This is a genomic window from Arthrobacter sp. CDRTa11, assembly GCF_026427775.1.
Classification (GTDB): domain Bacteria; phylum Actinomycetota; class Actinomycetes; order Actinomycetales; family Micrococcaceae; genus Arthrobacter.
Genome location: NZ_CP044532.1, coordinates 3285247 through 3310356, shown reverse-complemented (window position 1 = coordinate 3310356; position 25110 = coordinate 3285247). Strand labels below are relative to the sequence as shown.

At 65.3% G+C, this 25110-nt stretch carries 22 protein-coding genes and 2 tRNA genes; 20 read left to right on the top strand and 4 right to left on the bottom strand.

Annotated features, from left to right (window positions below):
• Positions 1-86 precede the first annotated feature (86 nt).
• The 3 genes from F8G81_RS14930 (at position 87) to F8G81_RS14920 (ending at position 3250) form a co-directional block, all read left to right on the top strand.
• The gene (locus tag F8G81_RS14930; protein ID WP_267275481.1) at positions 87-824 is read left to right on the top strand and encodes a class F sortase; all 738 of its coding nucleotides are present in this window, start codon (positions 87-89) and stop codon (positions 822-824) included.
• Between the two features lie 93 nt (positions 825-917).
• Entirely contained in the window at positions 918-1970 is a 1053-nt protein-coding gene (locus F8G81_RS14925; protein ID WP_267275480.1) for a 3-isopropylmalate dehydrogenase, read from the top strand.
• Positions 1971-2137: 167 nt separating this feature from the next.
• Positions 2138-3250, top strand: coding sequence for a branched-chain amino acid aminotransferase (locus F8G81_RS14920; RefSeq protein WP_267275479.1), 1113 nt, complete (start codon positions 2138-2140; stop codon positions 3248-3250).
• A 131-nt stretch (positions 3251-3381) separates the two neighbouring features.
• On the opposite strand, the gene F8G81_RS14915 is transcribed toward F8G81_RS14920, so the two are convergent.
• Positions 3382-3981 carry a hypothetical protein gene (locus F8G81_RS14915; protein WP_267275478.1) on the bottom strand — a complete coding sequence of 200 codons (600 nt, stop codon included), beginning with the start codon at positions 3979-3981 and terminating at the stop codon, positions 3382-3384.
• Positions 3982-4098: 117 nt separating this feature from the next.
• Here F8G81_RS14915 and F8G81_RS14910 point away from each other — a divergent pair, with 117 nt between their 5' ends.
• The 8 genes from F8G81_RS14910 (at position 4099) to F8G81_RS14875 (ending at position 12019) form a co-directional block, all read left to right on the top strand.
• Positions 4099-4902: an MBL fold metallo-hydrolase gene (locus F8G81_RS14910; protein ID WP_416377056.1), complete on the top strand. Its 804-nt coding sequence runs from the start codon at positions 4099-4101 to the stop codon at positions 4900-4902.
• Positions 4903-4945: 43 nt separating this feature from the next.
• Positions 4946-5722 carry a fumarylacetoacetate hydrolase family protein gene (locus F8G81_RS14905; RefSeq protein ID WP_267275476.1) on the top strand — a complete coding sequence of 259 codons (777 nt, stop codon included), beginning with the start codon at positions 4946-4948 and terminating at the stop codon, positions 5720-5722.
• 58 nt (positions 5723-5780) lie between these two features.
• Complete coding sequence (gene gltX, locus F8G81_RS14900) at positions 5781-7316, top strand: glutamate--tRNA ligase (protein ID WP_267275475.1); 1536 nt, start codon at positions 5781-5783, stop codon at positions 7314-7316.
• Positions 7316-8053 (top strand): HAD family hydrolase, encoded by a 738-nt coding sequence (locus F8G81_RS14895; RefSeq protein WP_267275474.1) that lies wholly within the window; start codon positions 7316-7318, stop codon positions 8051-8053. The genes gltX and F8G81_RS14895 overlap by 1 nt, the downstream gene beginning before the upstream one ends.
• Positions 8054-8187: 134 nt before the next feature.
• Positions 8188-8259: transfer RNA gene (locus tag F8G81_RS14890), tRNA-Gln, on the top strand.
• Between the two features lie 127 nt (positions 8260-8386).
• Positions 8387-8462: transfer RNA gene (locus tag F8G81_RS14885), tRNA-Glu, on the top strand.
• 159 nt (positions 8463-8621) lie between these two features.
• Entirely contained in the window at positions 8622-10406 is a 1785-nt protein-coding gene (locus tag F8G81_RS14880) for a dynamin family protein (RefSeq protein WP_267275473.1), read from the top strand.
• On the top strand, positions 10403-12019 hold the full coding sequence (locus F8G81_RS14875; protein WP_267275472.1) for a GTPase: 1617 nt from the start codon (positions 10403-10405) through the stop codon (positions 12017-12019). Before F8G81_RS14880 ends, F8G81_RS14875 begins: the two co-directional genes overlap by 4 nt.
• A 63-nt stretch (positions 12020-12082) precedes the next feature.
• Here F8G81_RS14875 and F8G81_RS14870 read toward each other — a convergent pair whose 3' ends face one another.
• Both F8G81_RS14870 and F8G81_RS14865 read right to left on the bottom strand, forming a co-directional pair.
• On the bottom strand, positions 12083-12622 hold the full coding sequence (locus F8G81_RS14870; protein WP_267275471.1) for a DUF1697 domain-containing protein: 540 nt from the start codon (positions 12620-12622) through the stop codon (positions 12083-12085).
• 89 nt (positions 12623-12711) lie between these two features.
• Positions 12712-13431 (bottom strand): IclR family transcriptional regulator, encoded by a 720-nt coding sequence (locus tag F8G81_RS14865; RefSeq protein ID WP_066292257.1) that lies wholly within the window; start codon positions 13429-13431, stop codon positions 12712-12714.
• A 123-nt stretch (positions 13432-13554) separates the two neighbouring features.
• Between F8G81_RS14865 and leuC the strand changes: the two genes are divergently transcribed.
• The 6 genes from leuC (at position 13555) to F8G81_RS14835 (ending at position 20083) form a co-directional block, all read left to right on the top strand.
• A complete protein-coding gene (gene leuC, locus F8G81_RS14860; RefSeq protein ID WP_267275470.1) occupies positions 13555-15009 on the top strand; it encodes a 3-isopropylmalate dehydratase large subunit in 1455 nt (484 codons plus the stop codon).
• A gap of 8 nt (positions 15010-15017) precedes the next feature.
• Positions 15018-15620, top strand: a complete 603-nt coding sequence (leuD, locus tag F8G81_RS14855) for a 3-isopropylmalate dehydratase small subunit (RefSeq protein ID WP_267275469.1) — start codon at positions 15018-15020, stop codon at positions 15618-15620.
• Between the two features lie 121 nt (positions 15621-15741).
• Complete coding sequence (gene murA, locus F8G81_RS14850) at positions 15742-17067, top strand: UDP-N-acetylglucosamine 1-carboxyvinyltransferase (RefSeq protein WP_267275468.1); 1326 nt, start codon at positions 15742-15744, stop codon at positions 17065-17067.
• Positions 17068-17076: 9 nt separating this feature from the next.
• The gene (locus F8G81_RS14845; protein ID WP_267275467.1) at positions 17077-17880 is read left to right on the top strand and encodes a lysophospholipid acyltransferase family protein; all 804 of its coding nucleotides are present in this window, start codon (positions 17077-17079) and stop codon (positions 17878-17880) included.
• Positions 17877-18929, top strand: coding sequence for an NAD(P)H-dependent glycerol-3-phosphate dehydrogenase (locus F8G81_RS14840; RefSeq protein ID WP_267275466.1), 1053 nt, complete (start codon positions 17877-17879; stop codon positions 18927-18929). The genes F8G81_RS14845 and F8G81_RS14840 overlap by 4 nt, the downstream gene beginning before the upstream one ends.
• Before the next feature lie 2 nt (positions 18930-18931).
• Positions 18932-20083 carry a D-alanine--D-alanine ligase family protein gene (locus F8G81_RS14835; RefSeq protein WP_267275465.1) on the top strand — a complete coding sequence of 384 codons (1152 nt, stop codon included), beginning with the start codon at positions 18932-18934 and terminating at the stop codon, positions 20081-20083.
• 50 nt (positions 20084-20133) lie between these two features.
• Here F8G81_RS14835 and F8G81_RS14830 read toward each other — a convergent pair whose 3' ends face one another.
• The gene (locus tag F8G81_RS14830) at positions 20134-20640 is read right to left on the bottom strand and encodes a DUF3515 domain-containing protein (RefSeq protein ID WP_267275464.1); all 507 of its coding nucleotides are present in this window, start codon (positions 20638-20640) and stop codon (positions 20134-20136) included.
• A 110-nt stretch (positions 20641-20750) separates the two neighbouring features.
• On the opposite strand from F8G81_RS14830, the gene thiL reads away from it, so the two are divergent.
• From thiL to F8G81_RS14815, 3 genes are read left to right on the top strand one after another with little or no spacing between them, the layout of a single operon-like run.
• Positions 20751-21791 (top strand): thiamine-phosphate kinase, encoded by a 1041-nt coding sequence (gene thiL, locus F8G81_RS14825; RefSeq protein ID WP_267279240.1) that lies wholly within the window; start codon positions 20751-20753, stop codon positions 21789-21791.
• A gap of 22 nt (positions 21792-21813) precedes the next feature.
• Positions 21814-22836 (top strand): DAK2 domain-containing protein, encoded by a 1023-nt coding sequence (locus F8G81_RS14820; protein WP_267275463.1) that lies wholly within the window; start codon positions 21814-21816, stop codon positions 22834-22836.
• Complete coding sequence (locus F8G81_RS14815) at positions 22826-25105, top strand: ATP-dependent DNA helicase RecG (protein WP_267275462.1); 2280 nt, start codon at positions 22826-22828, stop codon at positions 25103-25105. The genes F8G81_RS14820 and F8G81_RS14815 overlap by 11 nt, the downstream gene beginning before the upstream one ends.
• Positions 25106-25110: the final 5 nt, after the last annotated feature.

The following is a 25110-nucleotide window of genomic DNA, read 5'->3' as shown; positions in this document are numbered from 1 at the left end:
CGGCAGGCGCCGTGCCCGAAAAGGTGCACGGCGCCTGCCCTTCATCAGTACTCATTCACCATGTCCGGCAGCTTCGCGAGGAACCCATGGATACTGATCACCAGGCGGGAACGTTGACAGCTGCAGGCAGCGGCAGTTGGCGCCGGGCGATGATCTTTGTGGTGCTGTGCGGTGTCCTGGGTTACCTGGTGGTGGCCCTCATCCCACTTCTGGCCGGCGGCGGAAGCGGTATTGGATCGGCCCCGGATCCGGCGCCGGCATCAGCCCCGGCTGCTGGTCAATGGGCAGAGGACCCCGCTCCGTCCGGTCCGGAGTCTTCCAGTCCGGTGCCTTCCGATCCGCAGCTTTCAAGTCCGCCGGTGGCGGCAGTCCCGGCTGGTCCTGCCGCGGCCCCGCCGCAACGGCTGGTCTACGCGGCCGCAGGGATTGATGTGGCCGTTCATCCCTTGGATCCAAATGGCGCGGATGTTGCTGCCAGCACCATCATTCCGCCTTCCACGATCGACGGTTACTGGCTGACGCCGTTTGGCATGCCGGGGGAGGGGTCCGTCAACACCACCTACATCGTCGGCCACAGCTGGGCGGACATGGAGGCACCCTTCAACAGGCTCAGCACCATGGCGGCGGCAGGGGACAGGTTGACGGTGGCCACCTCAACGGGCGAGCTGACGTACCAGGTGGATCAGGTCACCACGTATGTTAAGTCCGGACTCAAGGACAGTCCCGTGTGGGATGTGGCGCCCCACCGGCTGGTGCTGATTTCCTGTTACACCGGTGACCTGTGGGGCACCAACGTGGTTGTTATTGCTTCTCCCGTTGGATGAGGTTGATGTGCAGGAGGACGGGCCCAAGGCAGCTCCGTTCATATCGTGAGACAGCTTGACCAGAATGTGGATGACTTGGCTACCCTAAAATACATGAGCGCATCCACTATTGATCTGGCTGTCATCCCCGGTGACGGCATCGGCCCCGAGGTCATCGCCGAGGCACTGAAAGTCCTCGAAAAGGCAGTGGCAGCGGAGGGCGTGGCCCTTCAGCAGACTCACTACAAGCTCGGCGCCGAGCACTGGCTGGCCACGGGTGAAACGCTGCCGGATGAAGTCCTTGCAGACCTCCGCACCAGGGATGCCATTCTCTTCGGCGCAGTGGGCGCCGCTCCCGGTGACACCAGAATTCCGTCCGGCATCATCGAACGCGAGATGCTCCTCAAGCTGCGCTTCAGCCTGGACCACTACGTCAACCTCCGCCCATCGAAGCTCTTCGGGACGGTGGGAAGCCCGCTGGCCAATCCGGGCGTCATCGATTTTATCGTGGTGCGCGAGGGTACCGAGGGCCCCTACGTCGGCAACGGAGGGACGCTGCGCGCCGGCACTCCGCACGAAGTAGCCACCGAGGTCTCGCTCAACACCGCCCACGGAGTTGAGCGGCTTGTCCGCGATGCCTTCCGACGCGCCAGCGCCCGTGATCGCAAGCATGTCACCCTGGTCCACAAGCACAATGTGCTTGTCTACGCGGGCCACCTGTGGAAGCGCACGGTTGAGGCCGTAGCGCAGGACTTCCCAGAGGTCACCCACGATTACCTGCACGTTGATGCCGCGACCATCTTTATGGTCACCAACCCCTCGCGCTTTGACGTCATTGTCACCGACAACCTCTTCGGCGACATCCTGACGGACCTCGCCGCTGCCGTCACAGGCGGCATTGGGCTGGCCGCGTCGGGCAACATCAACATGGACCGCACCGCACCGTCCATGTTCGAACCGGTCCACGGCTCTGCACCGGACATCGCTGGACAGCAGAAGGCAGATCCCACTGCAGCGATCCTCTCGGCTGCGCTCCTCCTGGACCACCTTGGCTACGCTGCGGCGGCACGGAAGATCGAAGCTGCCGTCACTGCCGACGTCGAAAACCGCGACGGCGGCGCCCGTAGTACCAGCGCCGTCGGGGATGCCATCACGGCAGCCCTCTAGACGCGGCACGGCCGGCCCATGCGCTTGAGGCGCGGCACGGCCGTACGCTGCGCTGAGGGCTGGGCGTTTGGGCCCTGCGCGGCGGCGTAAGCTAGTTTCGAATCACCAAATGCTGCCTGTGGTTCAACGCTGAACCACTTCCACAGGCAGCCGATCGTGGAGGAACCATGACTCAGACTGCCCCTGGCGTCGAATTCACCCAGCAGCTCTCGGCAACCCCGAAGTCCGCTGAAGAGCGTAACGCCATCCTGGCCAACCCGGGATTTGGCGATTACTTCACCGACCACACCGCCATCGTCGACTACAGTGTGGACGCAGACGGCAACGGCGGCTGGCACAACCCGCGCATCGAGGCGTATGGCCCGATCTCCCTGGATCCGTCGGCCGCTGTGTTCCACTACGGCCAGGAAATCTTCGAGGGGCTCAAGGCCTACCGGCACGCCGACGGCTCCATCTGGACCTTCCGCCCGGAAGCCAACGCGGCACGTCTGAACAAATCCGCCCGCAGGCTTGCCCTTCCGGAACTGCCGGCGGATTACTTCCTGGGAGCCATCCGGGAGCTGGTGGCGGCCGACAAGGAATGGGTTCCCTCCGGTGACGGCGAGGCCCTTTACCTGCGTCCGTTTATGATCGCCACCGAAGCCTTCCTGGGCGTACGTGCGGCCCGCGAAGTCTCCTTCCGGGTGATCGCTTCCCCCGCGGGCAACTACTTCGGCCGGGAACTCAAGCCGGTCTCCATCTGGATCTCCCGCGATTATGCCCGCGCGGGGCGGGGCGGCACCGGGGACGCCAAATGCGGCGGGAACTACGCGGCTTCCCTCATCGCGCAGCAGCAGGCAGAGGCCAACGGTTGCAAGCAGGTCCTCTTCCTGGACCAGTTCAATGACAATGCCATCGAGGAACTTGGCGGTATGAACGTCTTCTTCGTGCTGAAGGACGGCTCCCTCGTGACGCCGGCGCTGACCGGAACCATCCTGGAAGGCATCACCCGCATGTCCGTCATCCAGGTGGCCAAGGACATGGGCCGGGAAGTCACCGAGCGGAAGATCACGCTGGATGAATGGCGCGATGGTGTGGCAACGGGAGAGATCGCCGAGGTCTTTGCGTGCGGCACGGCAGCGGTCATCACTCCCATCGGCGTGCTGAAGGACGACACCGAGTTCATCGGTTCTGAGGACGCCAAGGCAGGGGAGACCACCATGGCCATCCGCGAGCAGCTCCTGGGTATCCAGACCGGCACGGTTCCCGACACTCACGGGTGGCTGACGCGCCTGGCTTAGGCGGGCTTTTCACCCAAAGAATTACGACGGCGGTTGGCCGGCACTTGCTCCAAGACGGGCAGGAGTGCCGGGCGGCCGCCGTCGTGCTGTGGTCCCGGTGGTCCCTTTGGTTCAGGGGCCTGCCCCGGGAATCAGCGCCGGGCGGCCTTCCGGGCGGCATTTTTCATGGCCTTCCGGGAAACGGGTTTCAGCGCCTTCCGTGCCGCTTCTTCGGCCAGGACACTGCTGCGGCGGGCATCGATAATGTCATTCCACAGCGTGGTGGCAAAGACGCCGCCGTCCTGCGCGTAGACGTCATACGGGTAATCAGCAAAAACGGCCGGCGTGGTGTTACCCGTGGGCAGGTCTTCCCCCGTTACCTCGGCCACAGCGTCCGCAAAGGCCCAGGTCCGGGTCAGATGCCTGGTCAGGTTCTCCTGGACAAAGATATTGGCATCACCCGCTGCGGCGGCACGCTTCAGGAGGGACTCCAGCTCTTCGGTCAGGGAGCGGGCCGCCACCTTTTCCACCGGCTGTGAACCCGATCTGAGGTCTTCGGCGACAGCATCCACTTCCTTGCGCCAATCGGAGGTCTCGCGGAACTTTCGCCACGTGGGGAACCACACAACTGCGCCGGTCGCGTGGTTGTGGATATGCCGGAGTCCGCTGTTCTTCTCCGTCGCGGCGTGGTCATGGCCGCCGGAGTCCGCTTCGGCGAGGAGATCTGCAAGGGTGGGGGCTGTGTCGCTCATGGTTTCCGGGTCCGGCTTCCTGGTGGAGTTCGTGTGGTCTTCACTGGTGGTCAACCCTGGCTGTGCGTTGTTCTATTCCGGCAGGGGTGGCTGTGCAGGGGAGGATGCAAAGATGGGATGGTGACTTCAGCTTCCGGCCCCATCCTGCAGGGCAGCTCAGCCCTGACGCAGTTCATCCTTGCCCCCAACCCCGGACCCATGAGCCTGGAGGGAACCAACTCATACGTGTTGCGGCCAGCCGATGGTGGCGCCGCCGTCGTGGTGGATCCCGGGCCGCTGGACGAAGACCACCTGCGGGCTCTTGCCGGCGCCGGACACGTTGAACTCATCCTCGTCACACACCGGCACGCCGACCATACAGCTGGCTCGGCGCGGCTGTCTGAACTGACGGGGGCTCCGGTGCGGGCTGCGGATCCCGGCCACTGCCATGGCGGCGGGACGCCCCTGTCCGACGGTGAGCCCATCCATGCTGCCGGACTGGAGATCCGCGTCCTGGCCACGCCGGGCCACACCTCCGATTCTGTGTGTTTCCACCTTCCGGACGACGGCCCGCAAGGCACTGTGCTGACTGGCGACACCATCCTGGGCCGCGGCACCACCATGCTGGACTACCCCGACGGAAGGCTCGGGGACTATCTGGCGTCCCTGGACCGGCTGGAGATGATCGGCGCCGCCACCGTCCTCCCTGCCCACGGTCCCGTCTTGCCGTCCCTTGAGACGATCACCCGCGCCTACCGCGACCACCGCCAGGAACGGCTGGCCCAGATCCGCGCCGCCCTGGACCGGCTGGGCCGGGACGCCGCCATTGGTGCCGTGACGGACGCGGTGTATTCCGACGTCGAACCTTCCGTCCGACGGGCAGCGGAAATGTCCGTTGCCGCGCAGTTGGACTACCTGCGGGGAGAATCCGGGCTCCGGTGACCGCCGCCGGAGCGCGCCGCCCCAAGACTGTAGGGTAGGAACCATGCGTATTGCCCGGTTTGTAGTCGATTCTGATCCCCTCTACGGCGTTGTTGAAGGCCAGCCTGGCAGTGAAGAAATCACTGTCATCAACGGCGACCCCTTCTTCAACGGAGTGGAGCGCACCGCTGTCCGCCACAAGCTGGAAGACGTGCGGCTCCTCGCGCCGATTATTCCGCGCAGCAAGGTCATCGGCGTCGGCCGGAACTTCGTGGAGCACGCCCGCGAGCTGGGCAACGAGGTACCCGCCCAGCCGTTGCTGTTCCTGAAGCCGAACACCTCAGTGGTGGGCCCCAACGACCCCATCGTGCTGCCTGATTTTTCGGAGGAAGTCTCCTTTGAGGCCGAGCTGTGTGTGGTCATCGGCCGGATCTGCAAGGACGTTCCTGAGGAACGGGTGGATGACGTCATCTTCGGCTACACCTGCGGCAACGACCTCACCGCCCGTGATGTGCAGAAAACCGACCTGCAGTGGGCCCGGGCCAAGGGCTTTGACACCTCCGCGCCGCTGGGGCCGTGGATCGAAACGGAGCTGGACACCGAGGACCTCCAGATCCAGGGCAGGCTGAACGGAGAGCTCCGCCAGGACGGCAGCACCAGCCAGATGATCCGTGGCGTCCGGGAGCTGGTATCCATCGTGTCGCAGGCCTTCACCCTGCTGCCCGGGGACGTCATCATGACCGGAACACCGGCCGGTGTGGGCCTGGTTGAGGCCGGGGACCGCTACGAAGTGGAAATCGAGGGCATCGGGAGCCTGTCCAACCCCGTGGTCCGACGGTAAGCTGCACCGATTCGGGCGCCCGGCCGCCCGCCTGGCAGGCGGTAAAGTTGGAGTCACTATGACTACTCCTTCTGCGCCCGACGCCGTTTCCAGCTCCGCCCTCCCTGAAGTCACCGGTGAAGTTACCGCCGATACCCCTGTCCGGGTCCGGTTCTGCCCGTCGCCCACAGGCACCCCGCACGTTGGCCTGATCCGTACTGCCCTCTTCAATTGGGCCTACGCCAAGCACACCAAGGGCACCTTTGTGTTCCGTATTGAGGACACGGACGCGGCGCGTGACTCGGAGGAGAGCTACCAGCAGCTGCTCGAGGCGCTGAAGTGGCTCGGCATCACCTGGGAAGAAGGCGTCGAAGTGGGCGGCCCGCACGAACCGTACCGCCAGTCGCTGCGGCTGGACCTGTACAAGGACGTCGTCGCGAAGCTGCTGGACGCAGGCTATGCCTACGAGTGCTATTCCTCCCCGGAGGAAGTGGAGGCCAGGCACCGGGCCGCAGGCCGGGACCCCAAGCTGGGCTATGACAACTTTGACCGTGAACTCACTGCGGAGCAGCTGGCCGCCTTCAAGGCCGAGGGCCGGCAGCCGGTGCTGCGCGTGCGGATGCCTGACGAGGATGTCACGTTCGACGACGTTGTCCGCGGGGAAATTACCTTCAAGGCCGGAAGCATCCCCGACTACGTGATTGTCCGGGCGGACGGATCCCCGCTGTACACCCTGGTGAACCCGGTGGATGACGCCCTGATGGGAATCACCCACGTATTGCGCGGGGAAGACCTGCTGTCCTCCACCCCGCGCCAGGTCGTCCTGATCCGCGCGCTGATGGAGATCGGCTTCGCCAGCTACATGCCGGTCTTTGGCCACCTTCCGTACGTTATGGGCGAAGGCAACAAGAAGTTGTCCAAGCGCGATCCGCAGTCCAACCTCTTTCTGCTCCGTGACCGGGGCTTTATCCCGGAAGGGCTGCTGAACTACCTGTCGCTGCTCGGCTGGAGCCTCTCCGCCGACGAAGACATCTTTACGGTGGACCAGCTCATCGAGAACTTCGATGTCCATGACGTGCTGGCCAATCCCGCCCGCTTTGACATCAAGAAGGCCGAGGCCATCAACGGCACGCACATCCGTATGCTCGCCCCCGAGGATTTCCGGGCGCGCCTGGTTCCCTATCTCCGCGCGGCGGGCCTGGTGGGGGAGACCCTGACGGACCGCGAAGAGTACATCCTCTCTGAGGCGGCTCCGCTGGTCCAGGAGCGGATCGCGCTCCTGGGGGAAGCGCCGGAAATGCTCGCGTTCCTGTTCAAGGCCGACGACGCCATCGACGTCGCGGACGACGCCCGGAAGGGGCTGCCGGAGAACCTCACCGAGGTCCTCGATGCCGCCATTGCCGCCCTGGAACCCATCGAGGACTGGGAGCCGGAAAACATCCAGACCGCCCTCAAGCAGGCACTTGTGGAGGACCTCGGCATCAAGCCCCGGCTCGCCTTCGGTCCCGTCCGCACAGCAGTCTCAGGGCGCCGGATCTCCCCGCCGCTGTTCGAATCCATGGTCATCCTGGGCAAGGACCCGTCCCTGACCCGGCTCCGCTCCTTCCGCGGCTGATGAACGCATCCAGTCCAGCCGCCGACGGAGTCCTGGCGACACGCTTCGGTACCATCCGGGGAGTCCTCTTCGACATCGATGACACCCTGGTTGACCTTGAATACTCCATGACCACCGCCCTGCGCGAGGTCAGCGAACACCTCCTTCCCGGCCTGGACCAGGCCGGATGGGCGAGGTTCGGCAGGATCTTCACCCATGAAACCACTCACTACTACGACAGGTACCTGGCGGGGGAGCTGACCTTCAATGACCAGCGGCTGCTGCGTGGACGGGCCGCGCTGGGGCATTTCGGCGTGGAACTCGCCGACGGTGAGGAAGCGCACCAGTGGGTGAGCGCGTACGCCCGGTTGCAGCCAGGCTACGTGAGGGCCTTTGACGACGTTGAGCCGCTCCTTGATCTCCTTGATCAGGCAGGCATCCCCTACGGTGCCGTGAGCAACAATGTGCACGATTATCAGCGGGCAAAACTGGACGGCGCCGGCCTGGAACGCATCACGCGGCTCGTCGGCACGGACACTGTCGGTGTAGCCAAGCCCCAGCCGGCGATCTACCTCGAGGGCGTGCGGCTCCTGGGGACCGAACCCGGGGACACGCTTTTTGTCGGCGACAACCGGCTGCTCGACGCCGAAGGGGCGACGGCGGCAGGTTTGCTGGGCGTCTGGCTCAACAGGGTGGGCGAACCGCCACAGGGGTTCGATGGAGACATGATCTCGTCGCTGGAGCAGATCAGGAGCTAAGCGGCTGTGCGCTGCCAGAGGCGCAGCCGCCGCTCCCGATTTGTGCGAGCCCCAAGTCTCGGGTAAAGTAATTTCTCGTGCTGAGGGGCACGGAGCACGGGTTGAGGCCCGAAAATCCGGCCCGAAAGTATCATTGGGATATGGTGTAATTGGCAACACTACGGTTTCTGGTACCGTCATTCTAGGTTCGAGTCCTGGTATCCCAGCTCTGATTTACACGCAGGAATGCAGGCAAAATCAGGGGTTTCCAATCGGTTCGCCGATTTGAAACACTCGCCGGGTGTGTGAAATACTCACTTGGCTGGCCGGCTGAAACGCCGGTTGGAAGTACGCGGCCCCATCGTATAGCGGCCTAGTACGCTGCCCTCTCACGGCGGTAACGCGGGTTCGAATCCCGCTGGGGTCACCAATGGAACGGTCCCGGGCATCAGCCCGGGGCCGTTTTCGTTTTCCCGAAACCACGCTGTTAAATCACGCGGGTGAACCTGGGGCCGCTAACCCTGAACCCTTGACCGGAGAGTCGGCCCAGGGCCATCGCAAAAGGCTGCTGAACTGGCATGATGATGCTGTGAGCTCCAACGATCATCCTCCCGCCAGGGCTCCTGCCCAGGGCTCCGCCCAGCCGGCGGCGGCTGCCCTCGGGCTGCTGGAAGCCGTACGGCGGGACCTGTCGCAGGTTTCCCTGCCGCTTGCCCTGCCGGCTGCCGGCCGGGCACGGCAAGAGGCCCGGAATGCACTCGCACAGCTGGACGACTACATCCTGCCGCGTTACCGCAGCCTGGACGCACCGCTGCTTGCCGTCGTCGGAGGCTCCACTGGTGCAGGCAAATCGACACTCGTCAACGCGCTGGTAGGCCACCCGGTCACGCGTTCAGGGGCCATCAGGCCAACCACCCGCCAGCCCATCCTGCTCCACCACCCTGCGGATGCGCCGTGGTTCGAAGATCAGCGCGTCCTGCCCACGCTCAGTCGGATCAGGGGCACGCTGGCCACTGATCCTGTGCCCGCCAGCCGCGCCGGAGTGACTCCGGACGCCGCCGCAATATCCTCGCTGGTGCTGGTGGCGGACCGCGCTGTCCCGCAGGGCATAGCGGTTCTGGACGCTCCCGACGTCGACTCCATCTCCGACGACAACCGCAGGCTCGCCGGGCAGCTGCTGGCCGCCGCTGACCTTTGGGTTTTTGTGACAACGGCCAACCGCTACGCCGACGCCGTTCCCTGGCGGCTCCTGCTGGACGCGGCCTCGCGCGACATCATGGTGGCCGTGGTGCTGGACCGGGTTCCGCCCGAGGCTGAGGCTGAAGTGAGTGCCGATCTCCTGGCTTTGCTGCACAAGGAAGGCCTCGGTGCAGCAGGACTGTTTATCGTGCAGGAGACGGAGCTCGATCCACTGGGGATGCTGCCTCCGCACGCAGTGGAGCCGCTGCGACGCTGGCTCCAGGAGCTCGCTGCTGACGCGGCACGCCGCTCTGAGATCGCCCGCAGGACGCTCAACGGAACCGTCAGGGCACTGGCGGGACGCGTGGCGGGGGTGGCTGAAGCGCTGCAGGATCAGCAGCGCGCCGCGGCAACCCTGGAGGCTGACGCCCAGGGCGCCTACCGGGATGCTGCCGCACGCATCCTGGACGCCACCAAGGACGGCGCCCTGCTTCGCGGGGAAGTGCTTGCCCGCTGGCAGGACTTCGTGGGGACCGGCGAGTTTTTCCGGAACCTGGAACAGAACATTGGCCGCTTCCGGGACCGGGTGGGAGCCTTCTTCCGGGGTGAGCCTGCTCCCGCCGTCCAGGTCGAAGTGGCCATTGAGACAGGGCTGCAGGCCGTCATCCTGGACGAGGCAGCCAACGCGGCGGAGCAGACCGACCAACGATGGCGTTCAGACCCGGCCGGCCGGGAGCTGCTTGGAACTGATGACCTTTCCGGGACGAGTCCCGGATTTGCGGACAGGACCGCCGAAGAGATCAGGGCCTGGCAGGCCAGCCTGATGGAACTGATCCGGACCGAGGGCCAAGGCAAACGGACGCAGGCCAGGTTGCTGTCCTTCGGCATCAACGGGCTGGGCGCCGCGCTGATGATTGTGGTGTTCTCCATGACGGCCGGCCTGACCGGGCTGGAAATCGGTGTGGCTGGAGGTACCGCCGTCGTAGGCCAGAAGCTGCTGGAGGCCGTCTTCGGTGAGGACGCCGTCCGCAGGCTCGCCCAAACGGCGCGCGAGGACCTCCACATCCGCTGCCAGCAGCTGCTCCGGGTGGAGCAACAGAAGTTCCTTGACAGGCTCCCGGAGTCAGACCCGGATGCTGCACGTGTGCTGACAGGCCATTCCACCGCCCTGGCACAGCTGGCGGACTACGCATGAGCCGCCACGGTGATGCCCGCGAATCGTTGCAGCTGGACCGCCGGCTTGATGCCCTGAACGATGCCCGCCAACTCGCGGACGGGGTGCTGCCGGATGAGCCGCTGGAGGAAGTGCTCCAGCTCCTGGAACGCGCCAGTTCCCGGCGTTCGCTGTCCGCGGACCACACGGTGGTGGGGTTTTTCGGTGCCACAGGCAGCGGGAAGTCAACGCTGTTCAACGCCGTCAGCGGCGCCGAAATCGCGACGGCGGCGGCGCGGCGGCCCACCACATCGGAACCTTTGGCAGGGGTCTGGGGAGTGGAGGGCAGCGAACCGCTGCTGGACTGGCTGGAAGTCCGCAGCCGGCACCATGCCGCCCCCGTTGACGGATTCGCGGACGAAGGCACGGGACTGATCCTGCTGGACCTCCCGGACTTCGATTCCACCAGGGCGGCTAACCGTGAGATCGTGCAGCGCATGGTGGGCCTGGTGGATGTCCTGGTCTGGGTGCTTGACCCGCAGAAGTACGCCGACGCCGCCGTCCACAATGACTTCCTGGCGCCCCTGGCCGCCCATGGTGCCGTGACACTGGTGGTGCTCAACCAGGTGGACCGGCTGCCTGAAAAGGACGTGGGACCGGTCCTGGAATCCCTGAAGGGGATCCTGGCCCGGGACGGGCTGGGAACGGTTCAGGTCCTGGGCGCATCGGCACTGCACGGTACCGGCGTGCCCAGGGTGCGCAGCGCCATCCGGCACGTTGCGCTGCAGCGCCAGGCATTGTCACAGCGGCTGGCCGCCGATGTGGGGAAGGCTGCCCGCCTGCTTCGGGAGGCGTCCGGCGACGGCGAAGCGGCAGGAGTCAGGCCAGCCACCACCTCACGCCTTACCGATGAGCTGGCCACAGCTGCCAATGTGCCCCTCGTGGTGCGGGCCGTGGCGCGTTCCTACCGGCTGGAATCCACCCGCCGCACCGGGTGGCCTGTGACACGCTGGCTCTCGCGGTTCAGGCCCGATCCGCTGCGGCGGCTCAACCTCCGCAGCGACTCGCCGGCGGAATTGAGCCGGACCTCCCTTCCACCGGCAGGGGCCCCGGAAAGGGCCAGAACCGATGCAGCAGTCCGTGAATTCGCAGACCATGCCAGCGCGGGCGCCCCTGGCCCCTGGCGTGCGGCTATCCGGGGTGCAGCCCGTGAGGGGAGGGAACGGCTGCCGGACGCCCTGGACCAGGCCATCGCGGGCACCGACCTCCTGGCATCCAGGAAGTCATGGTGGTGGGGAGTGTTCAACGTTGTCCAATGGCTGGCGCTGCTGACTGTCCTGGCCGGCCTCGGCTGGCTCGGAGTGCTCGCCGCGCTGGGGTACTTCCAGATGCCGGTCCCGGAGGTCCCGCGCGTGGAAGGGTGGCCAATCCCCACCCTGATGATTGCCGGCGGTGTGGTCCTTGGCATCTTCCTGGCCGTGACCGGGAAGTTTATTGCCGCGGCGGCAGCGAATGCACGGTCGGGGAAGGCCCGGAAGCGCCTCAGGAATGCCGTGGCGGACGTAGCGCAGGAGCTGGTGGTGGAGCCCGTGGAAGTGGAGATCAGCCGGCTCAAGGCGTTCAACGCGGCGCTGAAGACGGCCATCGGCAAGTGAGCCGCGGCAGCACATTATGCGCGGCACCACTATTTGCCGGCACCACTATTTGCCGGCACCACTCTATGAGAGCGCGGCGGCCGCGTCACGGACCTTGATCAGTGTCCTGAGGTTGCGGGTGGTGGTTGTTGCCTTGAATCTTGCCTTGGACGATATCTTGCTGAAAGGGCTGTCCAGTGTCCCGCCCGCGGGGGCGAGCCAGGCCAGGGCCTCCGGTCCAAGCCGCTTCTGCTCCGAGCCCTCAAGGGCGGCGCCGGCGGCATCGAGCTCGTCCAGCATGGCGGCGTCGGAGGCCAGCGTGATGTAGGTGTGGGTTTCCCTGTCGTCCTCCGGGTAGGGGCAGGCCTCCACCAGCTCGGCCACCCGCCCGGCGGCCAGGACTACCACCCAGGCGTCGTAGCCAAACGAGGTCCGAAGGCATTCCTCGATCTGCTGCTTGACGGCGGCGGCGCCTTGCTCACTGGTGAGCACCACATTTCCGCTGGCGAGCAGGGTCTTGACGTCCGCGAACCCGCAGGACGTGAGGGCGTCCCTCAGGTCTGCCATCCTGATGTTGATTCCGCCCACGTTGATGCCACGGAGAAACACTGCGTAACCGCTCATATGGAACAGCCTAACTTTGGGAACAGCCTGGCTTCGGGAACAGCCTGTGCCGGGGATGCTCCGGACCGGGGAGCGCCGAAGGTACGCGGTCAGTCGTTGTTCTTGCGCAGGGCTTCGGTAAGAATCCTGCCGGCGTTGCAGACCACTTCGGCGTGCAGCCGGCCCGGCTGGCGGGTCAGGCGCTCGATGGGGCCGGAAATGGATACTGCAGCGATCACGCGGCCGGAGGGCCCGCGGACCGGCGCTGACACGGAAGCGACCCCCGGCTCACGCTCGCCAAGGCTCTGGCCCCAGCCCCGCCGTCGTACTCCTGCCAGCACAGTAGGCGTGAAGCGCGCGGACTGAAGGCCTTCCAAGAGGCGGTCATGGTCTTCCCAGGCCAGGAGCACCTGCGCGGCAGATCCTGCCTTCATGGACAGCTGGGTACCAACAGGGATGGTGTCACGCAGGCCAATGGGACGTTCGGCCGAGGCGACGCACACGCGCCAGTCCCCCTGCCGGCGGAAGATTTGCGCGCTTTCCCCGGTGGCGTCCCGCAGCTGCATCAGGACGGGACCTGCGGAGGCGATCAGCCGGTCCTCCCCGGCAGCGGATGCCAGTTCGACAAGCCTGCTGCCCAGCACAAAACGCCCCTGGATATCGCGGCTTACCAGCCGGTGATGGACCAAGGCCAGGGCGAGCCTGTGGACGGTTGGCCGGGCCAGCCCTGTCGCCGCCACCAGCTGTGCCAGGGTGGTGGGGCCTGCCTCAAGTGCATCAAGCACATGGGCCGCTTTATCAATGACTCCGACTCCACTAGAATTGTCCATGTAATGATATTGCCGTCTCAATATCTGAGATGCAAATGTTTCGGCTGGCATATTCCACAGCCGTCCTGATTCAGTGTTAATAGCAGTCAATCAGCAGTCAAGCAGCAGTGAAGGGAGATGGCCGTGGCAAAGACACTGGCCGAGAAAGTCTGGGACGCACATGTGGTGCGTAAAGGCGACGGCGAAGGAGCCAACGCCCAGCCAGACCTCCTCTTCATCGACCTGCACCTGGTTCACGAGGTCACGTCACCGCAGGCATTTGAAGGCCTGCGCCTGGCCGGCCGGAAGCTGCGGCGCCCGGACCTGACCATCGCCACCGAGGACCACAACACGCCCACCCTGGACATCGACAAGCCCATTGCCGACCTGACCAGCCGCACCCAGATCCAGACCCTGCGCAACAACTGCGCGGAGTTTGGCGTCCGGCTGCACTCGCTCGGCGATGCCGAGCAGGGGATTGTGCACGTGGTCGGCCCGCAGCTCGGCCTGACGCAGCCCGGCATGACAGTTGTCTGCGGTGATTCGCACACGTCCACGCATGGCGCCTTCGGGGCGCTGGCCATGGGAATTGGCACCTCCGAAGTTGAGCACGTCATGGCCACGCAGACCCTGTCCCTCAAGCCGTTCAAGACCATGGCAATCAACGTCGAAGGCACGCTGCGCCCCGGTGTCAGTGCCAAGGACATCATCCTGGCCGTGATTGCCAAGATCGGCACCGGCGGGGGCCAGGGCTACGTCCTGGAGTACCGCGGTTCTGCCATCCGTTCGCTGTCCATGGAAGCCCGGATGACCATCTGCAACATGTCCATCGAGGCCGGCGCCCGTGCTGGCCTGGTCGCGCCGGACCAGACCACCTACGATTACATGTTTGGCCGCCCGCACGCGCCCCAGGGCGCAGAGTGGGACGCCGCCGTCGAGTACTGGAACACGCTGCGGACCGACGACGACGCAACGTTTGACGTTGAGGTGGAGCTCGACGCCGACACCCTGGAGCCGTTCGTGACGTGGGGGACCAACCCCGGACAGGGTGTTTCGCTCTCCTCGAAGGTTCCCTCGCCCGAGGACTTCGGTGACGAAAACGCCAAGGCCGCCGCAGAACGTGCCCTTCAGTACATGGGCCTGGAAGCCGGAACGCCCATGAAGGACATCCGGGTGGACACCGTGTTCCTGGGCTCCTGCACGAACTCTCGTATGGAGGACCTCCGCGCAGCCGCGGACATCGTCCGCGGACGGCAGAAGGACCCGAACATCCGGATGCTGGTGGTACCCGGTTCGGCCCGTGTGCGGCTCGAAGCCGAAGCTGAAGGCCTGGACAAGGTCTTCAAGGACTTCGGCGCCGAATGGCGTTTCGCCGGGTGCTCCATGTGCCTTGGCATGAACCCGGACCAGCTTGAAGTGGGCGAGCGCTGCGCGTCCACCTCCAACCGCAACTTCGAAGGGCGCCAGGGCAAGGGCGGCCGCACCCACCTCGTCTCTCCGGTGGTGGCAGCAGCCACAGCTGTCCGCGGCACGCTGAGCTCTCCCTCGGATCTTGATCCCGCCCCGGAATCCGCCGCCACCCGCACCAACGCAGCCTAGGACACGCCATGGAAAAGTTCACCACGCACACCGGAATCGGCGTCCCGCTGCGCCAAAGCAACGTTGACACGGACCAGATCATCCCTGCCGTCTACCTCAAGCGGATCACCCGCACAGGCTTTGAAGACGCACTGTTCTCGGCCTGGCGCAAAGACCCGTCCTTCATCCTGAACCAGGCGCCCTTCAACGCCGGCTCCGTACTGGTGGCAGGCCCCGACTTCGGCACCGGCTCGTCCCGTGAACACGCCGTGTGGGCGCTGAAGGACTACGGCTTCAAGACGGTCCTGTCCTCCCGGTTCGCGGACATCTTCCGCGGCAACTCCGGCAAACAGGGCCTGCTGGCCGCCGAGCTCGCCCAGGATGACATCGAGCTGATCTGGAAAGAGCTGGAGAACGCCCCGGGCACTGAAGTCACTGTTGACCTGGTGTCCAAGACAGTCATCTGCGGCAACATCGTGGCTCCGTTCGACATCGATGATTACACCCGCTGGCGCCTCCTCGAGGGCCTGGATGACATCGGGCTCACCCTCCAGCACGAAGCGGACATCACCGCCTACGAGGCCACCAGGCCGGCGTTCAAGCCCACAACACTGCCCGCACGCCTTTCCTGAGGAGGACAGACGCCACGCCGGCCTCCGACGCCCCTTATTTCGGTTCGGTAAAGCGACCTCCTATGCTTAGCAGGAGCCTTTGCAAGGATTTGGGGGCGAGTAATCGTAAGGAAACCGGTATATGAGTAGTGTTCTGACAATCCGCGGCGGCGTCCCGCTTACAGGCCGTGTCACCGTCCGCGGGGCCAAGAATTTGGTTCCCAAGGCGATGGTGGCAGCGTTGCTGGGAAACGAACCGTCGGTGCTGCGGAACGTTCCGGAAATCAAGGACGTGGAGGTTGTCACCTCGCTCCTGCAGCTGCATGGAGTAACGGTGGTGAAGGATCCCGTCACCGGGGACCTCACCCTTGACCCGAAGGCTGCCAAGACTGCTCCAAGCACTGCCATCGACGCGCATGCCGGCGATTCCAGGATTCCCATCCTGCTGTGCGGGCCCCTCATCCACGCGATCGGCGAGGCCTTCATCCCGGATCTGGGCGGCTGCAAGATCGGCGACCGGCCCATCGACTACCACCTCAACGTCCTGCGCCAGTTCGGCGCTGTGGTTGAAAAGCGGCCTGGCGGCATCCACATCTCCGCACCCAAGGGTCTGCACGGGGCAAAAATATCCCTTCCCTATCCCTCTGTCGGCGCTACCGAACAGGTGCTGCTCAGCGCCACCCGTGCCGAGGGCATCACCGAACTCGAGGGCGCAGCCACCGAGCCGGAGATCATCGACCTCATCGCGGTCCTGCAGAAAATGGGCGCCATCATCAGCGTCCAGACGGACAGGACCATCCGCATCGAAGGCGTCCGGGACCTGGGCGGTTATAACCACCGCGCCCTCTCAGACCGCAACGAATCGGCGTCGTGGGCATCAGCTGCCCTGGTGACGCGGGGAGACATCTTTGTCGAAGGTGCTTCCCAGCGGGACATGATGACGTTCCTGAACACCTACCGCAAGGTGGGCGGCGGCATGGACATCGGTGAGGACGGCATCCGTTTCTACCACCGGGGCGGGAAGCTCAGTCCACTGGTCCTGGAAACCGACGTACACCCCGGCTTCATGACCGACTGGCAGCAGCCGCTGGTGGTGGCCCTGACCCAGGCCGAGGGCGTCTCGATCGTGCACGAGACCGTCTATGAAAACCGCTTTGGGTTCACAGACGCCCTGATCAGGATGGGCGCCAGCATCCAGGTGCACCGCGAATGCCTGGGAAGCGTGCCCTGCAGGTTCGGCCAGCGCAACTTCCTCCACTCCGCCGTCATTTCCGGACCGATGCAGCTCAAGGGCACCGACATCGACGTCCCGGACCTGCGCGGCGGTTTCAGCCACCTGATCGCCGCCCTCGCTGCCACTGGCACGTCACGGGTCACCGGGATCGACATCATCAACCGGGGCTATGAGCGGTTCACGGAAAAGCTTGCCGGCCTTGGGGCCGATTTCGACATCACCTCAGCAAAGTAGCGGTGGACAGTGAAGGAAACGGCCAAAAGCCAGGCCACGTTTGTGGTCATCGCCGCGATAGCGCGCACCCTGCTGAACCTCATGATGGCCAAAAAATGGGAAGGCACCGAGAAGCTGCCGCCCGGCGGCTTTATCGCCGCGCCCAACCACTGCACCGAAATCGATCCCCTGATCGTGGGGCACCTGCTCTACAACCAGAAGCGCGCGCCGCACTTCCTGGCGAAGGCCTCCCTCTTTAAGGTCCCGGCACTGGGCTGGATCCTGCGGGCCACCAAGCAGATCCCGGTGGAACGCTCGACGGCGGGAGCCAACCGGTCGCTCCAGCTCGCCCAGGAGATCGTGGCGGAAGGTGGCGCGATCATCATTTATCCCGAGGGCACGCTGACGCGCGACCCCGACCTGTGGCCCATGAAGGGCCACACCGGGGCAGCCCGGCTGGCTCTGGAAGCTGGAATTCCCGTGGTGCCCATCGCCCACTGGGGTGCCCACGAAGTGTTTCCCCGCTATGCCAAGGGCTTCCACCTTTTCCCGCGCAAAACGTCGCGGGTTGTGGTGGGTGACCCGGTGGATCTGAGCGCCTTTTCCGGCAGACCCCTGGATAAGGCCACACTGACAGCTGCCACGGACGCCATCATGGATGCCGTAACGGCGCTGCTGGCCGGAATCAGGGGAGAGGAGGCCCCCGCCGAGCGGTGGGACCCCTCCAAGCACAACCAGGCCAAGCACGGGCGGTTTGTGGAAGGCGGTCCCCGGCCAGGTGGCTCTGATGAACCGTCGGCTAGCGGTACTGCCCGCGAGGCGGACGGCACATGACGGCTGACGGAAGCCACCCGGGCGCTGCGAAGTCTGTCGCTGTCCTTGGCGCAGGCTCGTGGGGGACCACGTTCGCCAAAATCCTCGCCGATGCTGCCACCGCTGCCGGGGACAAGCGGAGCATCAGGCTATGGGGCAGGCGCAGCGAAGTGGTGGAGCAGATCAACAGCAGCCACCGCAACTTCCAGTACCTCAAAGAAATCCCCTTGCCGGACGTCATTGTGGCCTCCATGGATGTCCGTGAAGTCCTTGACGGCGCAGACCTTGTTGTACTGGCCGTCCCGGCACAATCCCTCCGGCTCCAGCTTCGCGAGTGGAAGCCCATGATTGCTCCGGACGCCATGGTGGTTTCCCTGATGAAGGGACTGGAACTCGGCACCGATGCACGCATGAGCGAGGTCATCGGCGAAGAGCTGGGGATCCCCAGTGGCCGCATCGCCGTGGTGTCAGGACCAAACCTTGCCATGGAAATTGCCCGCGAAGAACCCACCGCTTCCGTGGTGGCGTGCACGGACGCCGCTGCAGCAGGCTGGATCGCACGAAGCTGCACCGCTCCGTACTTCCGCCCCTACACCACCACGGATGTCGTGGGCGTGGAAATCGGGGGCATCGTCAAGAACGTCATCGCGCTTGCCGTGGGCATCTGCGAAGGAAAGCAGATGGGGGACAACACCAAGGCCTCAGTCATCACCCGCGGGCTGGCAGAGACCTCCAGGCTGGCGCTTGCCCTGGGCGGCGAGGCGCAAACCATGGCGGGACTGGCCGGGCTGGGCGATCTCGTGGCTACCTGCTCGTCGCCACTGTCCAGGAACCATACAGCCGGCCGGCTCCTGGGCGAGGGGCTCACGCTGGACGAAGTTGCCCAGAAGATGACCCAAACCGCGGAAGGCATTAAGTCCGGCCAGGCCGTGCATGAGCTCGCCGGAAAGCTGGGTGTGGAAATGCCCATTACTGCCGCGGTGGTTGCCGTCCTGGCGGGCAAACTGTCCGTTGACCAACTGGGGCCGCTGTTGCTGGCCCGGGACCTGAAACCCGAAGGCGATTACTGACAATGTCCGAAGAAGACAAACTGGCTCCGGAAGCTTCAGCCGCTCGGCGGAAACCAAGAGTGGCGGTGCTGTTTGGCGGCCGTTCCAGCGAACATGCGGTGAGCTGTGTAACCGCCGCCGGCGTTCTCGGCGCCATCAACAAAGACAAGTACGACGTCATTCCCATCGGCATTGCCAAGTCGGGGCAATGGGTGCTCGCTGCCGCGGACACGGCCCAATGGTCCCTGTCCTCGGCGTCGCTGCCGGAGGTGCCGCCGTCGTCGAAAACAGTGACACTCGCCGAAATCGGCGGAGACCACCAGTTGATCGTCGCTTCCCCCAACGAAGTGCCGCAGGAACTCGGAACCGTTGATGTGGTCTTTCCCCTCCTCCATGGTCCCTTTGGTGAGGATGGCACCATCCAGGGGCTCCTGGAACTTTCTGACACCCGCTATGTGGGCGCCGGGGTCCTTGCCTCGGCCGTAGGCATGGACAAGCACTACATGAAGGTGGTTTTTGAGGCAGCCGGGCTCCACGTGGGGCCCTACGTTGCCGTCACTGACCGGCAATGGCTCAAGGACCCGGAAGCGGTCCGCAAACAGGTGGACCTGCTTGGTTTCCCGGTGTTCGTCAAACCGGCCCGGGCCGGATCATCCATGGGGATTTCCAAGGTGGACTCCATGGAGGGGCTGGACGCCGCCGTCGAGGAAGCACGCCGGCACGACCTCAAACTGGTTATCGAGGCAGGCATTACAGGCCGTGAAATCGAGTGCGCCGTATTGGAAGGCCGTGGAACGGATGCCCCACGCACCTCCATGCCCGGTGAAATCTCGGTAGCGGGCGGCAGCCACGAGTTCTACGATTTCAACGCCAAGTACGTCGAAGATGACGCCGCCGCACTTAGCTGCCCGGCTGACATCCCGGAAGAAGCCATCGCCCGGGTGCGGGATCTGGCGGCTGCTGCCTTTGATGCGGTGGGAGCCGAAGGGCTCAGCCGAGTCGACTTCTTCTACACCCCCGACGGCGAAGTGATCATCAACGAGATCAACACCATGCCGGGATTCACGCCCAAGAGCATGTATCCCCAGATGTGGGCGGCGTCCGGACTGAACTACGCGGAACTGATTGATGAACTGATCTACCTTGCGCTGAACCGGAAGACGGGCTTGCGCTAACGGTCTTGCATTTCGCGGGCGCGGCCTCAGGGTTTTGCGCTGGTGCTGCTTTACTGGGTGCTGCCGGGCAGGTTCTGCAGTTCCTGCTGGCCTACGCAGTTCCGGGTAGCGGGAATTTTCCCTGCCGCGCCGGAAAGATCGGCCAGGACAGTGGCGGAAGGGATCTTTTCCGGATCCAGCAGGATTTCGGTGGCAGGCTCGCGCCCGAACGTGGTTAGCGTGTAGACAGGGTCGCCCTCCTTGATGACCCAATCGATGCCATTGACGCTAACGCAACGGTCCGTCGTGGGCCCCGGTACGTTGACACCGCATCGCAGGACCACCACTGAGGGATCCCCCCAGGCTGCAGTGGCCTGGCTGTTCGTCTTCCTCAGGCCGGCGTCGCCGATGGAGTCCGGGAGCGCCACCATCATGGGGGCGCAGGCTGGATTGGCGGCGTCTTTCGCGGCAGTCACGTCCACAACGGGCGAGCAGGCGGTGAGGGCCGATCCGGCCAGTGCCCCGGCCAGCAGGATGCCGAAGGCGCGGACAGGCAGGGATGAAGGGCGGCAGTGCATATAACCCAGCCTATCGCCGCAGCGGAATCCGCGAGGACCCCGCGCTTTCGCCGACCCAGCCCGCAATGTCAGTCCGGCGCTGTAGCGTAGGTGGCGTGCCTGAGAACCCCATGCCTGAAGACCGCCAGCCGGGTAACCCCGGGGCTGTTGGTGAATTGTCCGAATCCGAACTGCTGTCCAGGATCTTTCCGCGCCTCGACATGGAGGGCCGGCATGGCTCGGCTGTCGTGCTTGGGCCCGGTGATGACGCCGCCATCATCGCTTCTCCGGACGGCAGGACGGTCATCAGCATTGACACCCAGGTACAGGACCAGGATTTTCGGCTGCTATGGCCCAACGGATACCGCACAACAGGCTACGACGTCGGCTGGAAAGCCGCGGCGCAGAATCTCAGCGACATCAACGCCATGGGTGCCACTGCCACGTCCATGGTGGTCAGCCTGACCCTGCCTCCGGAAACTCCGGTCAGCTGGGTGGAGGACCTGGCAGACGGCCTGACGGCGGGAATCCGAGAGCTGGGTGCGGTGGACTGCTCCGTGGCCGGCGGCGACCTGGGCCGCGGCCGGGAAATTTCCGTCTCCGTCGCCGTCCTTGGCACACTCTCGGGGGGAGACGCAGTGCTGCGTTCCGGTGCACGTCCGGGAGATGTCCTGGCGTTTGCCGGTACGGTTGGCCGGGCAGCGGCTGGATTGGCGCTGCTGGAATCGGACCGGGACGTCACCACCATCAACCCGGAACAGCGGGCACTCCTGGATGTCCAGTGCAGGCCCCTGCCCCCATTGTCGGCCGGACCGGCTGCCCGGCTGGCCGGCGCCACCGCCATGCTGGACGTTTCGGACGGGCTCGTCCGCGATGGCGCACGCCTGGCCAGCGCCAGCGGCGTTGTCCTGGACCTGGACCCGCAGGAACTGAAGCGGCTGGCGGAGTGCCTGGCGCCGGCGTCGGACTTTCTGGGCACCGACCCTTTGGTGTGGGTCCTGGGCGGCGGCGAGGACCACGGACTCCTGGCCACATTTCCACCGGACATTCAGCTGCCTCCCGTATTCACTGCGATAGGCTCAGTACAAGCCTTGGGGACGAACGAAAGCCCGGGCGTCAAAATTTCAGGCCACACCGCTGACACCGGGGGATGGGATCACTTTGCAGACTAAGGTTGCAGCCAACGCCCAAGCGATGAAGCGGTGGTTGGGCAAGGCCGAAACAGCCATCGGCAACCACAGCGACCGCCTGAATGCCATCAATATTTTCCCTGTTGCCGACGGCGATACCGGTACCAACCTCTACCTCACCGTTCGGGCCGCAGCACAGGCCGTCCATGCATCGGGCGCCGGGCAGTCTGCCGGGCAAGCCGCAGCCGGGCAAGCCGGCGCCGCTCAGGCCGACGTCGGCGCGGTCCTCGCAGCAGCCGGACAGGCTGCCATGGAGCAGGCACGGGGAAACTCTGGCACGCTGTTCTCGGTTTTCCTGTGCGCCGCGGCTGAGCCGCTGGCCGGCCATACACGGCTCACGTCCACCCTGCTTGCCGCGGCCCTGAACCGCGCACAGATCCGTGCCTGGTCCGCCCTGAGCGATCCCGTTCCCGGCACCATGCTCTCCGTGATGGAGGCGGCAGCCCGCGCCGCAGCCTCCGTCGATGCAGGGCAGAACGGCGACGACAGCAACCACGCCCTTGGCCTGGCACTCGACGCCGCGGTCGAAGGGGCACTGGCCGCGGTAATCCGCACCGAAGGCCAGCTGGACGCCCTCCAGGCCGCGCACGTTGTGGACGCCGGCGGGGTGGGCATGCTCCTGATCCTGGACTGCCTCCGCTCGGCTGTGCTCGGGGAGGAGCTGCAAAGCGAACTCCTTGACGGCCTGCACGGCTACGACGTCCAAGATCCGCACATCCACAGTGACATGCCGGACGACGACGGCGTGGAAGTCATGTGCACCATCAGCCTCTCGCCCCTCCATGCCGCCACACTCCGGCAGCGTCTGGACGAGATCGGCGAGTCCGTCATCATGAGCCAGGTTGGCACTGCCGCGGATGCCGACGGCAACTATCGCTGGCGCGTCCATGTCCACGTTCCCGACCCTGACCCTGCCGTCCGGCTCATTCGCTCCCTCGGGGATCCTACGCACATCACCGTCAGCGAACTCGCCCTGCCCCGCGACTCCCAAACAGACCCGGTGAACATCAATGGGCATGAGCGCTGAACTTGACCTGGGCCTTGAACGCCGGATCGGAAAGCGGTCCGCCGCCGTTATAGAGAAGCATCTCGGCCTGACCACTGTGGGCGCCCTCCTGAATTACTTCCCGCGCCGCTACCTGAGCAGGGGCGAGCTGACACCCATCAACGAGGTTCCGCTGGACGAGGACGTCACGCTGATCGCCCGCGTGCTCTCCAACACCACCCGCTCCATGCGGGCCCGGCGGGGAACCATTACCGACGTCGTCATTTCCGACGACGACGGCAAGGGAGGCCTCCGGCTGGTGGGAGGCAGCGACTATCGAGGCAAAGTCCCGGGAACCCTCAAGGTCAGCTTCTTCAACGGATATCGTGCCAAGGCTGAGCTCCTGCAGGGACGCCGGGCCTTGTTCTCGGGCAAGGTCACCCGGTTTGGGGGCTCCCTGGGGCTGACCAACCCCGATTTCCTCCTCCTGGACGAAGACCCCTTCACCCAGGGAAAGGATCCGGAGCAACTGGCGGCCATGCCCATTCCGATCTACCCGGCCACGGCGAAGCTGACCAGCTGGTCCATCCAGAAGGTCATTTCCACCCTGCTCGAAACAGTGGATCTGGGCACCCTTCCCGACCCCCTTCCCTCCGCGGTTTCGGCCCGGGAGAAATTCCTGCCGGTGGCCGAGGCCTATCGGCTCATCCACGCACCGGAGACGGACAACGACTGGCAGCGGGCCCGGGACCGCTTCCGGTACCAGGAAGCCCTGGTGCTGCAGTCCGCCCTGGCCCGGCGCCGCGCGCAATGGGCAGCGGAGGAAGCCATGGCGAGGCGTCCCGTACCCAACGGGTTGCTTACGGCGTTCGATGCCCAGCTGCCCTTTACCCTCACAGCAGGGCAGGCAGCCGTGGGGAAAACCCTCGCTGCTGAACTGGCGCAGGACCATCCCATGAACCGCCTGCTGCAGGGCGAAGTGGGTTCAGGAAAAACCATCGTGGCGCTCCGGGGCATGCTGCAGGTGGTGGATGCCGGCGGGCAGGCAGCCCTGCTTGCACCCACTGAGGTGCTCGCGGCCCAGCACTTCGAATCGATCCGCCGCATCCTGGGCCCCCTGTCCCGGGACGGTCTGCTGGGTGGCTCCGGTACAGGTTCCGGCGGTGAGGCCGTGCAGGTCACACTGCTCACCGGGTCCCTCCCCACCGCCGCCCGAAAACAGGCCCTGCTGGACGCCGCCTCGGGCACTGCCGGGATTGTGATCGGAACCCACGCGCTGCTCAGCGACAACGTCTCCTTCTATGACCTGGGCCTGATTGTGGTGGACGAGCAACACCGTTTCGGCGTGGAGCAGCGCGACGTCCTGCGGTCCAAGGCCAGCAAACCGCCGCACCTGCTGGTGATGACAGCTACGCCCATTCCGCGGACGGTCGCCATGACGGTCTTCGGCGACCTCGAAACGTCGGTACTGGATGAGCTTCCGGCCGGCCGGGCGCCCATTTCCACCCATGTGGTGGGGCTCGCCGAAAATCCCGGCTGGGCGGGCCGCATCTGGTCCCGCTCCCGGGAAGAGATAGACGCCGGGCACCAGGTCTATGTGGTGTGCCCCAAGATCGGAACGGACGACGACGGCGACTTCAGCCCGGGGGAGGCGGAACCTTCCGCCGCTGACCTGGCCGGCGACGGCGCCGCCCGTGAACTCGCGTCGGTGACGTCCGTCGTCGAGCATCTCCTCCAGGAACCGTCCCTGGCAGGGGTGCCGGTGGCAGCGCTTCACGGCCGGCAGGACCCCGCGGTCAAGTCGGCTGCCATGGCCGATTTCGCGGCGGACCGGACCAAACTGCTGGTGTCCACCACGGTGATCGAAGTGGGAGTTGACGTGCACAACGCCACCCTGATGGTCATTCTCGACGCCGACCGCTTTGGCATCTCCCAGCTGCACCAGCTGCGTGGCCGGGTTGGCCGCGGAGGCCTGCCTGGAACATGCCTCCTGGTCACAACGCTGGAACCCGGCCACCCGAGCCGGCGCAGGCTGGACGCGGTAGCGGCCACCACCGACGGGTTCGAGCTCTCCCAGGAAGACCTGAAGCTCCGGCGCGAGGGCGACATCCTGGGCGCGTCGCAGTCAGGTGGCCGTTCCACGCTGAAACTGCTCAGGGTGCTCGAACATGAGGACATCATTGCCCGCGCCAGGGAGGACGCCCAGGAAATTGTGCGCTACGACCCGGCGCTGGCGCTCCACCTGCGGCTGGCCCAGGCCATCGACGAGTATTTGAACCCCGAGAAGGAGGCGTTCCTTGAACGTGGTTAGCGCGG

Bases quoted from the DNA above. Each gene is read 5' to 3' on its own strand.
- F8G81_RS14930 (WP_267275481.1), top strand. From the start codon at position 87: ATGGATACTGATCACCAGGCGGGAACGTTGACAGCTGCAGGCAGCGGC.
- F8G81_RS14925 (WP_267275480.1), top strand. From the start codon at position 918: ATGAGCGCATCCACTATTGATCTGGCTGTCATCCCCGGTGACGGCATC.
- F8G81_RS14920 (WP_267275479.1), top strand. From the start codon at position 2,138: ATGACTCAGACTGCCCCTGGCGTCGAATTCACCCAGCAGCTCTCGGCA.
- F8G81_RS14915 (WP_267275478.1), bottom strand. From the start codon at position 3,981: ATGAGCGACACAGCCCCCACCCTTGCAGATCTCCTCGCCGAAGCGGAC.
- F8G81_RS14910 (WP_416377056.1), top strand. From the start codon at position 4,099: ATGGTGACTTCAGCTTCCGGCCCCATCCTGCAGGGCAGCTCAGCCCTG.
- F8G81_RS14905 (WP_267275476.1), top strand. From the start codon at position 4,946: ATGCGTATTGCCCGGTTTGTAGTCGATTCTGATCCCCTCTACGGCGTT.
- gltX (WP_267275475.1), top strand. From the start codon at position 5,781: ATGACTACTCCTTCTGCGCCCGACGCCGTTTCCAGCTCCGCCCTCCCT.
- F8G81_RS14895 (WP_267275474.1), top strand. From the start codon at position 7,316: ATGAACGCATCCAGTCCAGCCGCCGACGGAGTCCTGGCGACACGCTTC.
- F8G81_RS14875 (WP_267275472.1), top strand. From the start codon at position 10,403: ATGAGCCGCCACGGTGATGCCCGCGAATCGTTGCAGCTGGACCGCCGG.
- F8G81_RS14870 (WP_267275471.1), bottom strand. From the start codon at position 12,622: ATGAGCGGTTACGCAGTGTTTCTCCGTGGCATCAACGTGGGCGGAATC.
- F8G81_RS14865 (WP_066292257.1), bottom strand. From the start codon at position 13,431: ATGGACAATTCTAGTGGAGTCGGAGTCATTGATAAAGCGGCCCATGTG.
- leuD (WP_267275469.1), top strand. From the start codon at position 15,018: ATGGAAAAGTTCACCACGCACACCGGAATCGGCGTCCCGCTGCGCCAA.
- murA (WP_267275468.1), top strand. From the start codon at position 15,742: ATGAGTAGTGTTCTGACAATCCGCGGCGGCGTCCCGCTTACAGGCCGT.
- F8G81_RS14840 (WP_267275466.1), top strand. From the start codon at position 17,877: ATGACGGCTGACGGAAGCCACCCGGGCGCTGCGAAGTCTGTCGCTGTC.
- F8G81_RS14835 (WP_267275465.1), top strand. From the start codon at position 18,932: ATGTCCGAAGAAGACAAACTGGCTCCGGAAGCTTCAGCCGCTCGGCGG.
- F8G81_RS14830 (WP_267275464.1), bottom strand. From the start codon at position 20,640: ATGCACTGCCGCCCTTCATCCCTGCCTGTCCGCGCCTTCGGCATCCTG.
- thiL (WP_267279240.1), top strand. From the start codon at position 20,751: ATGCCTGAAGACCGCCAGCCGGGTAACCCCGGGGCTGTTGGTGAATTG.
- F8G81_RS14820 (WP_267275463.1), top strand. From the start codon at position 21,814: ATGAAGCGGTGGTTGGGCAAGGCCGAAACAGCCATCGGCAACCACAGC.
- F8G81_RS14815 (WP_267275462.1), top strand. From the start codon at position 22,826: ATGAGCGCTGAACTTGACCTGGGCCTTGAACGCCGGATCGGAAAGCGG.